The sequence below is a fragment of the Ruminococcus flavefaciens ND2009 genome (assembly GCF_000621785.1).
GTDB classification, from domain to species: domain Bacteria; phylum Bacillota; class Clostridia; order Oscillospirales; family Ruminococcaceae; genus Ruminococcus; species Ruminococcus flavefaciens_C.
The window spans coordinates 108160-123454 of sequence record NZ_JHXI01000010.1 but is presented as its reverse complement, the minus strand read 5'-3'; the positions used below and the strand labels follow the sequence as shown (position 1 = coordinate 123454).

At 50.4% G+C, this 15295-nt stretch carries 12 protein-coding genes; 7 read left to right on the top strand and 5 right to left on the bottom strand.

From position 1 onward, the window contains the following. Window positions 1-93: 93 nt before the first annotated feature. Window positions 94-1275, top strand: coding sequence for a type II CAAX endopeptidase family protein (locus T488_RS0102415; protein WP_028519407.1), 1182 nt, complete (start codon window positions 94-96; stop codon window positions 1273-1275). Between the two features lie 204 nt (window positions 1276-1479). Here T488_RS0102415 and T488_RS0102410 read toward each other — a convergent pair whose 3' ends face one another. Then, window positions 1480-2442 carry a CPBP family intramembrane glutamic endopeptidase gene (locus T488_RS0102410; RefSeq protein ID WP_196243255.1) on the bottom strand — a complete coding sequence of 321 codons (963 nt, stop codon included), beginning with the start codon at window positions 2440-2442 and terminating at the stop codon, window positions 1480-1482. Between the two features lie 139 nt (window positions 2443-2581). On the opposite strand from T488_RS0102410, the gene T488_RS0102405 reads away from it, so the two are divergent. From T488_RS0102405 to T488_RS0102380, 6 genes are all read left to right on the top strand, one after another. Continuing rightward, a complete protein-coding gene (locus T488_RS0102405; protein ID WP_028519405.1) occupies window positions 2582-4309 on the top strand; it encodes an ABC transporter ATP-binding protein in 1728 nt (575 codons plus the stop codon). Next, window positions 4309-6198: an ABC transporter ATP-binding protein gene (locus T488_RS0102400; protein WP_028519404.1), complete on the top strand. Its 1890-nt coding sequence runs from the start codon at window positions 4309-4311 to the stop codon at window positions 6196-6198. The genes T488_RS0102405 and T488_RS0102400 overlap by 1 nt, the downstream gene beginning before the upstream one ends. A 125-nt stretch (window positions 6199-6323) precedes the next feature. Next, entirely contained in the window at window positions 6324-7058 is a 735-nt protein-coding gene (locus T488_RS0102395) for a hypothetical protein (RefSeq protein ID WP_028519403.1), read from the top strand. 303 nt (window positions 7059-7361) lie between these two features. Continuing rightward, window positions 7362-9218 (top strand): carbohydrate-binding domain-containing protein, encoded by a 1857-nt coding sequence (locus tag T488_RS16795; protein WP_051536172.1) that lies wholly within the window; start codon window positions 7362-7364, stop codon window positions 9216-9218. A gap of 176 nt (window positions 9219-9394) precedes the next feature. Next, window positions 9395-9853, top strand: coding sequence for a hypothetical protein (locus tag T488_RS0102385; protein ID WP_028519402.1), 459 nt, complete (start codon window positions 9395-9397; stop codon window positions 9851-9853). Between the two features lie 194 nt (window positions 9854-10047). Beyond that, window positions 10048-10872, top strand: a complete 825-nt coding sequence (locus T488_RS0102380; protein WP_028519401.1) for a CAP domain-containing protein — start codon at window positions 10048-10050, stop codon at window positions 10870-10872. 462 nt (window positions 10873-11334) lie between these two features. Here the strand turns inward: T488_RS0102380 and T488_RS0102375 are convergent, their stop codons facing one another. The 4 genes from T488_RS0102375 to T488_RS0102360 form a co-directional block, all read right to left on the bottom strand. Next, entirely contained in the window at window positions 11335-12444 is a 1110-nt protein-coding gene (locus T488_RS0102375; RefSeq protein ID WP_082320411.1) for a DUF4349 domain-containing protein, read from the bottom strand. A gap of 184 nt (window positions 12445-12628) precedes the next feature. Beyond that, window positions 12629-13861, bottom strand: coding sequence for a HAMP domain-containing sensor histidine kinase (locus T488_RS0102370; RefSeq protein WP_028519399.1), 1233 nt, complete (start codon window positions 13859-13861; stop codon window positions 12629-12631). 1 nt (window position 13862) lies between these two features. Beyond that, a complete protein-coding gene (locus T488_RS0102365) occupies window positions 13863-14528 on the bottom strand; it encodes a response regulator transcription factor (RefSeq protein WP_028519398.1) in 666 nt (221 codons plus the stop codon). A 1-nt stretch (window position 14529) separates the two neighbouring features. Then, complete coding sequence (locus T488_RS0102360) at window positions 14530-15294, bottom strand: ABC transporter ATP-binding protein (RefSeq protein ID WP_028519397.1); 765 nt, start codon at window positions 15292-15294, stop codon at window positions 14530-14532. Between the last annotated feature and the right edge of the window lies 1 nt (window position 15295).

Here is a 15295-nt window from a genome sequence, read left to right as displayed (position 1 = left end):
TGCTGCTGCCTCTTTACTTTTATTGATTTTTATGTTAAAATATAGTTCAGAATATGCTGAAGATACAGAGAAAGGCAGGGATAAACGACGGAAATGAACGAAACACAGGGATACAGCGCGGAATATGCCGCACTTAACCATGAGATATACAGCCTTACAAAGCAGCTTCAGGCGAAGGACAAGGAGCTGAAGGAAAAGCAGAAGACCGACGTCTATGACCCCTTTGACAACCCCTCGGAGTACCACTGGTACAATGACGACTATTCGGAGATACTCCCCTGGATAACGATGCCCGAGTTCTCCGTGCCGTATGAGCCTGCGAAGGTGGAAAAGAACGCCCTCAGGAAGTATTACAACATAGGCGGATTTACCTTCCTCTTCCAGTTCATCGGCTCAAGCATTCTGGCTTATGCACTTATATTTGGTATACAGTTCCTGCTGCAAAAGCTGAACCCCAATGCGTCCACAGGCGCTATTTCCCACTATATGGACGGCGGAGCGATCTTCGTCTCGATAAATATGCTCATATACCTTATCTCAAATGTGGGATTTGCCTTCATAGGACTGAAATGGGCGAAGATAAAGCCCTCATTCATGCTTAAAACCAGGGATTACACCTTCAGCGACGCGGTGATACACTGCTTTGCGGGACTGTTCATCTGGATAACCGCAGGAATGCTTTCCAGCGGCATAGAGAGCATCTTCTCCAAGTACGGCTTCACCACCAATGTCATGGATCTGGACTACGGAAATACGGGTCTGGGCTTTGCCATAATGACCATATACAGCTGTATCATTGCTCCCCTTACGGAAGAGATAATGTTCCGCGGCGCACTGATGAAGATATTCTCAAAGGCGGACAGGCGCTTCGCCATATTCATATCGGCAGTGTTCTTCGGACTTGCCCACGGCAATCTGCCTCAGTTCATGCTGGCTTTCCTCATCGGAATATTCTTCGGCCACATCGACATGAAGCACAACTCCATAATCCCCTCAATAATCGTCCACATCTTTATCAACTCAATGGTGACTGTCATGTCTCTCATGGAGGATAACGACGTTGCAAAGGGTATCTATGGTCTGGCTATCCTGGCAGGCGCGGTGGTAGGACTTATCCTGCTGATAATATTCACCGTAAAGAACAGGCTGCCCATGTCCACACCGGCACAGAAGCTGAGAGGCTTCCCCGTGGCGCTGACCTCGGTGGGCTGCATAATCGCAGTTGTGATACACATCGGATACATGGCGCTCCGCATACTTGAAACCAAGCAATAAAAAATTATCCCGTATAAAAGTTTTGCCCCTGAGTGTTACAAGGCACTCAGGGGCATTGTGTTTGTTCAGCGCAAGCGCTGATAGTGATTAGTGCATAGTGGTCAGTGATTAGTTAATGTGTTCGCTTCGCTCACAATATTTAAAAATTGTCACCGCAGACGACTCTACAACTTTCAACTCTAAACTCAGATCATAGCTTCGGGATCATTGAGCGGGGGCAGCTTTTGCTGCCTTTTTATTCAGCAGGAAGAGCACAGCAGCTATGCCGATACCGAGGGCGACAGTGGTGAATATGCTTCCCTCTATGCCGAACTCTCCGCCTGTGAGCCATGCCTTTTCCGACACAGCCGAGGTGCGCATTACCGACTCTGTGTCGGCAGAGCCGCTGACGCTTATGCCGTAGAGATTGCCCTGGGTGAAGTTCCAGATGGAATGTATGGCGGAAACACCCCATATACTGTCAGTGAGTATCATGTAGAGGGCTGCAAAGACACCGAACATGGTGAGATTGATAAAGGGGACTGCTCCGAAGCCGGGGTTTGCGGCGTGTGCAAGGGCAAAGCCTACAGAGGTTATGCCGACACCGACAGCGGTGTGGTAGCCTGCGCCTCCTATGGTGGTAAGCAGATAGCCGCGGAAGATGAACTCCTCGCTCATGCCCTGTACGAAAAATCCCAGCAGGAACAGGGCTATAGTGCCGTATTCTACCTTTTCACACATAACGGTCTTGCTTGCGCCTGTGAGATTGCTCATGGCGACTATTGCGGTCATAAGAGCTGCACCGATCACAAGTCCGATAAGGTAATCGGGTATGCAGCGCTTCTTTACCGCACCCATTGAGCGGATGGGTCTCATCTCTATAAAGCGGCAGTAGAACATGGCTGTAAGAGTGCCGAATACCGTACCGATAAGGGTGGGCACCATTATTTTCGGGTCTGACATTACCTTCTTTGAAGCCTCCATGGACTCCTGCCATATATGTTCCGTATCGGCGTTTGCAAGTTCATCCTTCAAGGGGGTCCAGGAAACTATTCCCGATACCAGGCTCTCAAGCACGATCACCACTATGAACACTGCAATAAAGCAGAGTATTATCACGAAAAGCTTTTTTGATGCGTGTGACTTCGACGCTTCGTCGAACATTTTAGGTCTGTAGTTTAACATCATAACACCTCCGAATAACATTTTACTATAGTATCACTCCGATGTCAAGGCGGAGGGGAGAGTTTCTCCCCATTTGACAAGATACATTACAAATGTTAAAATAAAAGTTAGACTGTATAAACGATGTGAAAGGGGAATGTGAATGTACAAGACCATATTTTCCCATGTGGGAAAGTACAAGAAACAGGCGATTCTTTCGCCTGTGACCATTATCGGAGAGGTGCTCATGGAGGTGCTGATACCGATAGTCATGGGAAAGATAATAGATAACGGCATAAAAATGGGAGACATAGGCTATGTTGCGCGAATGGGCGGACTTATGGTCGTTATGTCAATATGCTCGCTGTGCTTCGGCGCACTGGCGGCAAGATTCAGCGCAGTTGCGGCAATGGGCTTCGCAAAAAATCTCAGAAGCGCTCTTTTCCGCAAGGTACAGGGCTTCTCCTTTGCAAATGTGGACCGCTTCTCAACGGCGTCGCTGACCACACGTCTCACCACGGACGTCACCAATATACAGAACGCCTTTATGATGTTCATACGCATGGCATTCCGCTCGCCCATCATGCTGGTCTGTGCCACGGTAATGGCGGTAAGGCAGAATGCAAAGCTGTCGGTGATATTCCTGTTCGCCATACCCGTGCTGGGCTGTGCGGTGTTCTTCATCATCTCCAAGGCGCACCCCCGCTTCGAGAAGATGCTGACCAAATATGACAGCATGAACGGAAGGATACAGGAAAACCTCATCGGTATCCGCGTGGTAAAGGCTTTTGCCCGTGAGGACTATGAGAAGAAGCGCTTTGAGGAGAACACCAACGACGTCCGTCTGGCGCAGTTCGCGGCGGAAAAGCTGGTAATACTCAATATGCCTATCATGCAGCTGGTAATGTATGCAAGCATAGTCGCCATACTCTACTTCGGCGGTCATATGTCCGTAAAGGGCGGTATAGAGACAGGCGAGCTCTACAGCTTCATCATGTTCGTGGGACAGATACTCATGTCGCTGATGATGCTTTCCATGCTGTTCATCATGTTCGTGGTATCGAGAGCTTCTCTCCAGCGTATCTACGAGGTACTGAAGGAGAAGCCCACCATCGTGGCTCCCGAGGGAGCTTCCGTGTCCGCAGAGGACGGCTCCATAAGATTTGAGAATGTCAGCTTCAGCTACTATGACGATATGGAAAACCTTGCCCTTGAGGGCATAGACCTGGATATACATTCAGGCGAGACCATCGGTATCATCGGCGGTACGGGCTCGTCAAAGACCTCGCTGGTACAGCTCATACCCCGTCTCTATGATGCCACCGCAGGAAGGGTACTGGTCGGAGGTCACGATGTAAAGGAGTATCCCCTTGAGACTCTCCGCGACCAGGTGGCAATGGTGCTCCAGAAGAACGTGCTGTTCTCGGGCACTATCAAGGACAATCTCCGCTGGGGCGACGAGAATGCCACAGACGAGGAGATAATAGACGCCTGCAAGTCAGCCTGCGCTCACGACTTCATCATGAGCTTCCCCGAGGGCTACGACACCGACCTGGGACAGGGCGGCGTAAACGTATCGGGAGGTCAGAAGCAGAGGCTCTGTATTGCAAGAGCCCTTCTGAAAAAGCCTAAGATAATCATTCTGGACGACTCCACCAGCGCTGTTGACACTGCTACAGACAGCAGTATCCGAAAGGCGTTCCGCGAGAAGCTGGGCGACACCACCACTATCATCATCGCTCAGCGTATAACCTCAGTCATGGACGCAGACAGGATAATCGTCATGGACGGCGGCAGGATAACCGACATCGGCACCCATGCACAGCTCATGGAGTCCAGCGGGATATACCGCGAGGTATATGACTCACAGCAGAAGGGAGATGAAGAATAATGCCTCCGAGAACACAAAGAGCAATGGCAAAGCCCGAGAACACATTCAAGGCTCTGAAGCGCATATTCAGCTATATGTACGGCTTCCGCGTGCAGTTCATCTTCGTGGTCATCTGCATAATCTTCAGCTCCTTTGCGGGTATCATGGGAAACTCGCTTCTCAAGCCCATTATCGACAACCTCAACAGGGCAGTAGGCGACGGCAAATGGCGCTACGGTGAATTCATCAGCATACTTGCCCTCATGTCAGCGATATACATCATGGGAGCTCTCTGCTCGCTGTTTTATCAGCGTATGATGATGAAAATATCCACCACCACCCTCATGCGTATAAGGAACGACCTTTTCTGCAAGATGGAAATGCTGCCCATACGCTTCTTCGACAAGCACACCCACGGCGAGCTCATGAGTCTCTACACCAATGATACCGATGCTATCCGCGAGATGCTCAGCAACAGTATCGCCCAGTTCATCAGCTCAGCGGTGACTATCGTGGGAGTTTTCACGGCTATGCTCATCTACAGCTGGAGACTGACCATACTTGTTATTGCAATGCTGTTCATAATCATCAAGGTCATAGGCTTCGTGGGCTCACGGAGCAGCAGGGGCTTCATCGCCCAGCAGAAGGCTCTCGGAAGAGTGAACGGCTATATCGAGGAGATGATAGAAGGTCAGAAGGTGGTCAAGGTATTCTGCCATGAGGACAAGGCTGAGGAGGAGTTCGACGCTCTCAACGAGGAGCTGTGCAAGGCTGCCACCCATGCCAATACCTTCGCAAATATCCTCATGCCCGTCATGAACAACCTGTCCTATATACATTACGCCGCAACTGCCATAATCGGCGGTATCTTCGCCGTGAAGAACATCGGCGGCATGACTATCGGTACCGTTGTGTCCTACCTCATGTTCACCCGTTCCTTCTCACAGCCCATCACACAGGTGTCCCAGCAGCTCAATTCCGTACTCACTGCCCTTGCAGGTGCAGAGAGGATATTCCGCGTCATCGACGAGGAGCCCGAGGCTGACGAGGGCTATGTGACACTGGTAAATGCGGAGATAGCTCCCGACGGCACAGTTACCGAGACCGACAAGCGCACAGGTCACTGGGCATGGAAGCACCCCCACAAGGCTGAGGGCACCGTTACCTACACCGAGGTACGCGGAAATGTGGAATTCGACGATGTGGTGTTCGGCTATGAGCCCAACAAGACCGTCCTCAACGGCATATCACTCTATGCGAAGCCGGGACAGAAGATAGCATTCGTAGGCTCAACGGGCGCAGGCAAGACCACTATCATCAACCTCATAAACCGCTTCTACGATGTGCCCGAGGGCAAGATACGCTATGACGGCATAAACATCAACAAGATAAAGAAGGTCGACCTGAGACGCTCCCAGTCCATAGTTCTTCAGGACACCCACCTGTTCACGGGAACAGTCATGGACAATATCCGCTACGGAAAGCTTGACGCCACCGACGAGGAGGTCTACGCAGCAGCAGAGCTCGCCAACGCAGACAGCTTCATAAAGCACCTTGAAAACGGCTATGACACCATGCTCACCGCCGACGGTGCCAACCTGTCACAGGGACAGCGTCAGCTCCTTGCCATTGCAAGAGCCGCCGTTGCAGACCCGCCTGTGCTCATTCTCGATGAGGCTACCAGCTCCATCGACACCCGTACAGAAGCCCTCATCGAAAAGGGCATGGACTCCCTTATGGAGGGCAGGACCGTATTCGTCATTGCCCACAGGCTCTCAACCGTCCGCAACTCCCACGCCATCATGGTGCTGGAGCATGGCAGGATAATCGAGAGAGGAAACCACAGAGAGCTCATCGCACAGCATGGCAAGTACTATCAGCTGTACACGGGTATGTTTGAACTGAGCTGATTATACAATTCAAAAAACAGTCAAAGTAAAAAGTTTGTTCAATAAGTATCTTGCAGAAAAACGGCATATCGTGTATTATTATAATAGTTGAATATGTAAATGTTATGGGAAATGAGGTCATGAAAATGAAAATAACCAAAGTGCTGGCAGCTCTGCTTGCTGCCGCTGTGATATGCGGAGGCTCTGCTTCGTGCAGCTCCGGTAAAAAGAGCAAGGCGCCCGACAAGGGTACGGCTGCCGAGCCCGAGACAGAGCCCACCACGGCAGCAGTTCCGGGAGTAGACTTCGATGAGGCTGTTGAGGCAGCTTCGGGAGATGCCTATCTTGCCGTAGTTGACGCCAACTGGGACAAGCAGTACCTGGGCGGCACAGACGAGAAGAACCCCCTCTGCTACAAGGCAGGGACAGTACACATAAACGGCAACGGCGACTATAAGGTAAGCGTCACAGCCAACAGCACCGCCTTCCAGTATCTGGCATCAGGAGACCCCAAGGGCTCCTACAAGGTAAACGGCATAGGCTTTGCGGCAGTCATCATCGCCGACGCCGAGAAGGTCCTTCCAAATGCTATCATCACCGTCAAGAACGTAAAGGTGGACGGCAGGGACGTGGAGCTGAAAAAGAAGAATTACACCAATACCGAGGCTGAGGCTGTACGCTCAAATATCTACAACGAGTGGGTAAGCGACGAGTACCTTCCCGCAGATGCAAGAACAGCCGAGGGAGCTCTCTATACAAACTACGACTTCAATACGCCTTCGGAGCTCAACGACGGCAGCTATTCCGCTCAGATCGTGGATCCTGCCGAATTCAAGGACTGGACCGACATAGAGGTGGACTTCACAGTTTCGGGACTTTGATACGTTCTTATCCTCACGGACTTTCCGTGAGGATTTTTCTTTTATTGATGGAGCAATCAGATCCTGAAGTCCGGACGAAGGCAAAAATGGAATTTATCAAGGCGCAAAAGTGAAGGAATACTGCCGTATTTCGAGCTTTTGCAACGCAGAGAAATTTCATTTTTGTCAAGTATCAGCTTCTGGATCTGGCTGCTACATCAATAATTCAGCTTTCTATCACATAATGCACATATCTGTAGCGTATAATGCTTACATTGGATAGAGAGCTGCAAGGCAAAAAGACAGAGAAAGCAGGTTTTTACTATGAAAAAATACGCTAAGCTCCTGGGCTTGCTTGCTGCTGCGGCTTACCTCGCTTCCGTGACAGCGGGCTGCAGCTCATCAAAGGGCAGCAGTTCGGATACAGCAGTCACAACGGAGTACACCACATCTGATACTACCGCTGCTACCGTGACCGCAAATATCCCCGAGCCTGTCAGAAGCATATCCGATACATTGCCGACCCCGGAGGAATTGTTCACAACGAAAGACATATCTCCTCCGCTGGTTGAGAATGACGCAGAGATAAACTTAATGGGCAGCAAGGCTGAGGTCGAGGGAACAGGCGTGACCATTGAGGGCAGCACTGTAACTATCACTTCCGAGGGCATTTACAGCATATCGGGAGAGCTCACAAACGGGCAGATAATAATCGATGCACCGGAAGCAAGTGTTCATCTGAAGTTGAACAACGTAAATATCACTTCCGGGACGTCGGCGCCTTTACTCATAAATGACGCCAAAAAAACATACATCACCCTTGAGTATAACAGCGTAAACTCACTCACCGACGGCAGGAGCAGTATCATTCCCGAGGAGTCGGATATACCCGACGCTGCACTGTTTAGCCGGGACAGTCTTACCATCAATGGCGGCGGTACTCTCAATATCAAGGGAAACTACTGCGGCATACGCTCAAAGGACGATATAGTCCTGACGGGCGGAGAGCTGAACATCACCGCAGGCTGCGACGGCATAAAGGCTAAGGACTATGTGGCTGTAGCAGACGGCACCTTCAATATAACATCAGGGGGCGACGGCATAAAGGCGTCGGGCAAGGACGAGACCCTTCCCGGATTTGTATACGCCGAAGGCGGCTCCTTCGATATATGCTCCATGGGCGACGGTATACAGGCAGAGGGCGTGTTTGCCGCCTACGGAGGAGACTTCCGCATCACCACAGCAGGGGGCAATGACCTGTCGGAGGGATATAAGAACACCGATAAGGACATAAACTCCGCTGATATAGGCAGTTCACGAAAGGAGCTCCACGAGGTATTCGGCGGAGAGGCTCCGCGAAGCAGAAAAGGTATCAAGGCAGGCGCCGAGCTGTATATTAACGGCGGCACCTTCAGTATAGATTCCGCAGACGACGCTTTCAACTCCAACGGAAGCGCGTTCATAGGCGGAAAAGCCGACATCACCCTCAGTGCAGGGGACGACGGTATCCATTCAGACATCAGCATTTCCGTCAGCGGAGGTACAGTGGAGATATTCAATGCCCGTGAGGGATTTGAATCCGCTGTTATGGACATCAGCGGCGGCAGTATCAATATATTTGCCGACGATGACGGCCTCAACGCAGGGGACGGCTCCCACGCAAGCCACAAGGACGTGCCTATAGAGGGAGTTTCCATCGTCTTCAGCGGCGGCACCTATTACGCAAATGTTCTTGGCGGCGACGCTATCGACTCCAACGGCGACATCACCATACTGGGCGGCGATATAACCGCAGTGGGTCCCGAGCACAACATGAACAGCGCTCTGGACTGCACGGGTGTATTCATAGTCTCGGGGGGCACACTGGTGGCTACGGGCTATCACGATATGGCGGATCGTCCGTCACTGAGCTCCACACAGTATTCGGCTTCCCTGGGCTTTGACAAAGTCTTTGAAGCAGGCACGCCATTCGTCCTTGAGGACGAGAGCGGCAAGGAGCTCTACAGATACGCTCCGCAGCATTCCTATGACCATGTAGTTATCAGCACTCCTCTCCTTGAAAAGGGGAAGACCTACAGAGCCTATGCAGGCGACGGCGGCGAGGAAAGCTCATTTAGCTTTACCGTCAGCGAGATGACTACCTGTCTGGGACCTCAGAATTTCATGGATCAGTTTGAGTAATGCTGTGCCGATCAACATTTTGACATCTTCATTTTTCATATAAACCACCCTAAAGGGGAAAGCGCTCGGAAACGGGCGCTTTTTCCGTTTAAACATTATTGACAAATTCGTGCAGGTGTGATATAATTGATTTATAGCAAATTAACCGAAAATTACCTTAACGGAGGAATATGATCATGGACGATAAAGTTGTAATGAATCCCATAGTAGCTGATTTCTGCGGACTCCTTGAGAGCCGAAGTGTACCATACGAGCTCAATGATAATGACGCTAATATGATAAGATTCCGCACAAAGCTCCCTCATCACGAGGTAGCTCCCTACGTGTTCATACACTATAATCCCGACAATCAGGCACTGACACTGGCGCTGAACCACACTGCAAAGTTCACAAGCGTTGGCATGGATCTCTATCAGGTCATCAACGACTTCAATGCAGACTCGGAGAGCTTCGGCTGCAAGATGTATATCGAGCATAACGGCGAGCTGGTGGTACTTACAAGCGCTGTTCTTGGCGGCAAGGACAGAAATGATATAAGGGATCAGCTGGAGGACTATCTCAACGTAGCTATCGTGTCTCTGGACAAATACTACGGCAGGATTTCTGAAATAATTGAGAATAGCAACAAAAATTAACGGTATATAGGCAAATAATTCAATTATTTTTCGGATAAAGCAAAAGAAAAATTACAACCTGTAGAATTTTTGTTGTACAAAATGTAGATTTTATTTGTGAAATCTGCTAAATTGATGCAAAACCTCTTTAAAATTATATTTATATGTGCTAAACTGTAAGTAGCGCAGGTAATTATATTTCGGGAGGTGTTTGTATGAGCAGCGTGAAAAGTTTTTCTTGCAGAGCTATGGCTGTAGTCATTGCGGTCATTATTTCTGTGTGCTGTTTTTCAAAGACTCCCTCAACTGACGTCCACGCCGACATTGAGCAGGACCTTGCCGGAATGGCTGAGGAGATACTCTTCCTTACAAATGAGGCAAGGATAGAGGCTGGTGTCAAGCCGCTGAAGGCTGTACCTTACCTTAATGACGTATCAAACGTCCGCTCGAGAGAGTGTATATTCAACTTCAGCCATGAACGTCCGGAGCCTGTTTTAATGCCCGACGGTACAGAGGAGTACAGGTTCTTTACTGTAATTGATGACAGTCTGGTGCCCTGGACAAAGGCTGCTGAGAATATCGCCGCAGGCTCAAACAGCGCCGAGGCAACATTCGAACAGTGGAAAAAATCTCCCAATCACTGGAAGTCGATCGTCAATCCCGATTATACCCATATCGGCGTTTCTGTTTCCTATGACCCCAACAGCGAGTACAAGTATTACTGGGAGCAGATCTTCGTAAGGGTGGACGGTTCCCTGGAAAACGAGTATGTTCCCGAGAGATACGAGACCGTTCCTGTGGGCTCGGGAGACATAAACGGTGACGGCGAGGTAAATTCATTCGATCTCATTACCATAAACAAGTACCTGGCAGGACGCACGGTATTCAATGCATTGCAGCTGGAAAGTGCGGATATGCTGGATGACGGCACTATAACCTCTGCCGATGTTGTTGTACTGGAAAAGTACATACTCGGCGAGTACAAGAAGCTTCCGCTGACTATGGAAATGATACTGAATGGTGATTACGGTAATAATTAAAAGAGAAGATATATAAAGGTGTGTTCATGATAAAAGCGGCTGAGAGACCATCAGCCGCTTTTATTTTGCACAGAAGTGCCTGATCTATAAAAAAGCCCCGATAAGGGCGGTGCTTATATAGAAGTTTACGCGTAATTATGGGGGAAAAACCTTTCTGAGGAAAGGTTCTCCTCTGACGGAGGCGCGCCCCTCTGTCACTGCGTGACATCTCCCCGCACTGCGGGGAGTCACCCCATACCCCTTTTCCAAAGACTTTTGGCTGGTTTTTATCAGGACAGGGCGCCTTAAATATAATAAAAAGGCATATATTATCAAGCGCCCTGTCCTGATAAAAACAAAACAGAGTCCTCAGAAAAAGAATAAAGGGAAGCACTTCTCTCAAAGAGCTTCCCTCAATATCACCCGTAAACCTTCTGTACGAGCGTCGCCTTTATTCCGGGGCTTTTCATGACTATGAGCATATTACTTTTTCGCTTCACCGTTGTCGGCGGGAGCATTCTGTGCCTTTGGCGGAGGAGGGGGTCCCTGAACGGGTGCCCTGTTCTGCGGAGGCATCTGCTGGGGAGCAGGATAAACGGGAGGAGCCGGCATTGGCGGCACCGCAGGTCTTACGGGTCTGGGGTGCTTGGCGCGGTACTTTTCCGCTATCTTTGAGAAGAGCTTCACCAGCTTTGCGATAATGAATGCAGCTATACCGATGAGAAGCAGATATGGGAGCACTCTTATGATAACAAAGAGCAGATTTTCAAGGAATTCAAGGAAGGTATCCCAGGTCTCAGAGGCGGTGTTCTTCAGTCTCTGTCCGAAGGTATCGGTCTTCTTTACCACAGGCTTGTCGGTGTACTCCCTTACCTCGTTTACCGAGAGGTTCACATATGAGTAGGCGACATCGTTCTCGATAGTGTTCATGCGTGTCTTGAGAACGCCTATCTGCACCTGTATATCCGTCAGCTCGTTCTCGTACTTTATGGCGTCAGCTTCGTTCTTTATGCCTTCCAGAAGCTCAAGGTATCGCTTTTCTTTTGCCTCATATATGGCGAGAGTGGTCTTCAGGTCTGAGTACTCTGTGCTGAGATTGTCCACAGTTGCGTTCTTCCTGCGGAGGTCGCCAACTGCTTCGATGTCCGTGCAGAAATTATCATACTGAGCACTGGGGACTCTTATGACAGCACTGAGGCTCTTCCATTTTTCGTCTTCTGTGTAGAGCCATTTGCTTGAATCGCCGCCATCGGAGTAGACCTCGCTCTCGATAAATCCGTTGTACTTTTCGATGAGCTGGTGGATACTGTCAAGGGACTTATCGAAATCGAGAACGTCAATGCTCATATCGCAGGAGTAGACCAGCATTTTCGTGTCGATGAGCTTTGGCACCGACTGCTTGTAGCTCATAGCGGCGGAGCTATCGCTGTTTTCGGCGTCAGCGGACTCTGCCGCAGCCGTGTCATTTTCAACATAGTTCCCCACAGTGAATTCACCGTTGCGGGGCGTTTGGGTATTCTCTTGTTTATCGCTTCCGCAGGCTGTGAGGGAGAGGGTTCCTGCTAAAGCTAATAATGCCAATGTTCGTTTCATGTTCACACACTCCTTTAGAGGGATTTTATACTAACATAATACCATCTCGGGTGTGGAAAGTCAATGAATATCCCATAACAAGAATATTGATATTTGTTTACAACTTATAAAGAAAAGTTATCAGTAGTCAGAGAAAACAAAACAGGGGACGCACACTGTGCGCCCCCGCTGTATCAGCTGTTTATCATTCGGGCTTGCGGCAGACCACCGTCACCCTCATGGTGCCGGAAGCTGTATCCGCGTATATATCGCCGTTCATGAGAGCCATGAGCCTGCGGCAGATATACAGTCCCAGACCGCTTCCGCTCTGGCTGCCTGCGTTGGAGCCCCGCCAGAAGCTGTCGAAAATGTGGGGCAGCTCCTCATCGGGCAGAGTGCAGCCCGTATTGGCAACGGTTATGAGGCGGCAGTCCTCCTCCTCTGAGAAGCTTACGGAAATTCTTCTGCCGTTGCCGTATTTCACGGCGTTTTCCATGATGTTCTGGAGTACCTCCACCAGCCTGTCGGGGTCTCCCGAAAGCATACAGTCACCGTATTTCTCGATGGTGAACTCAGTTCCTATAACGGAAAGCTTGTCGGAGTAATACTTCTCTATCTCACCCATGACCTCGGACAGATAGAACTCGGTGCTGCTTACGTCAAAGTCCATGAAGTCGCCGCTGAGATTGGCGGAGAGCTCCTTGACTATGCCCTCTATCTCGTCAGCCTTGGCGTCGATGCTGCCCGCGGCGGAGCGCTGCTTGTCGGCGGTGGTGTATATCCCCTTTGACAGCGCCTTTGCGTAGAGCTTTATGGCAGCCAGGGGAGTCTTTATATCGTGGGAAAGCGAAAGCAGGAAGGTCTTTTCGTTCCTTGCGTATTCCAGCTCACGCTGACGGGAGTTCTCAAGCTCCTGACGGAGCATATCAAGTCCCCAGATGAAGCGTCCGAAATAGCGGCTCTTTTTCTCCTTGAGGGGGAGAGTGAGGTTGCCCTTTGAGAGCTTTTCGGGAAGCCCGCTTATTTCGTTGAATGGCTTTATTATGCTCCTTCTGATGTAGAGGAGTATACCGATGACCGCGGCGGCGAAAAGGAGAAGGAACACGTTCATAAGTATGAAGGTCCGCCTGCTGTCAGGGCTTTCCGAGTCGGTGTAATCTATCCGCCAGAGCTGTCCGTTTATCTCTCTTATAAGGTATTCGCCGTCGGAGCTGTAAAAGTCGGGGCTTCCGTCATAGCTGTATATCCCCGTGATGTGCGGGTAGTCCTCTGCGCTTACCTGAGTCCCCTGCGAGAGCTCCCGCTCAATGCGGCTCACCTCCACCTTGTAGAGGGGCTGCGAGAGCTTTTCGCTTTTCAGCATTACAGCGTCAAGAATGACTATGACCGCAGCCATGATGATAAGGGCTGCGGCTATTATCCTGTTGAAGCCCCTCATGTCAGCCCTCCCAGCGATAGCCCTTGCCCCAGACCGTGATTATCTTCTCGGGAGCCTTGGGGTCGTTCTCTATCTTCTGGCGGAGCCATTTGATATGGACGGTGAGGGTCTGAGGCTCGGATTCGCTGTCTGCGCCCCATATCCTGCTGAAGATGAGCTCCTTGCCGAGAGTCTGCCCCTTGTTGGCGATGAGCAGGTGCAGCAGCTCGAACTCCTTTGCGGTAAGATTGAGGGGAGCACCGTCCTTCTCGGCAGTACCCTCGGACAGATTGAGGACTATGCCCCCGTCGGAGATCGTGTCCATGGCAAGCCTTCGCCTGAAAATGCCCTTTATCTTGGCTATGAGTATGTCAATATCATAGGGCTTTTCGATATAGTCGTCCGCTCCCTGGAGGATACCGCTGAGCTTATCCTCCTTGTCGGTCCTTGCGGTGAGCATGATTATGGGAGTGTTGTCCCTTTCCCTTATCCTGCGGCAGACCGCAAAGCCGTCCATGTCGGGGAGCATTATATCAAGCAGGACAAGCCTTGCCCCGTATTTTTCAAACAGGGACAAGGCTTTCGCAGCTGTGGGAGCTGTGCTGACGGTGTAATCCTCCGCGCGGAGAAATTCACTCAGAAGTCCGCTCAGCTCCTCATTGTCTTCAACTATAAGTATATCAACCATTTTACCAACCCATTTCCATAAGCCAGTTATTGAGACCGCGCTCGCGGTCATGGAGCGGCTGCTCCTTTTTAATATTATACTCCCCCCTGATGTTTCCGTCAACTATGTACAGCACTCTTGAGCACTTTGCAGCCACCTTTGAATCGTGAGTTACCAGCATTATGGTAGTTCCCTCGCTGTTGAGCTTGGTGAGCTCCTCCATTACCTCGTCCGAGGAGGTGCGGTTGAGAGCGCCCGTGGGCTCGTCGGCAAATATCATCTGCGGGTCGTTTATCATGCTGCGGCAGATGCAGGCTCTCTGGAGCTGTCCGCCCGAGACCTCGTTTATGTCATTCTCGCATATCTCGCTGATACCCAGCTTGTGCATAAGGTCCTGACCGCGCCTGAGTATCTCCTTGCGGCTCTCCTTTTTCCTGGTGGACTTCACCGCAGGCAGGATGATATTGTCGATGATGGAAAGGTTCTTCATCATGTACATCTGCTGAAAGATGAAGCCCATATCGTCAAGTCTCATTTCCGCAAGGCTGTTCTCGCTCTGTTCCGAAAGGCTCTTGCCGCAGAACTTCACATCACCTGCGGTCATCTTATCCATGCCCGAAACGGTGTAGAGCAGGGTGGACTTGCCCGAGCCCGAGGGACCCATGACAGCTACCATTTCCCCCTTGTCGATGCTGAAGCTGACGTTTCTCAGCACGTTGTTCTGTCTCTTGTTTATGATATATGTCTTGCAGAGGTCCTTTACCTCCAGTATTCTGTTGTTGCTCATT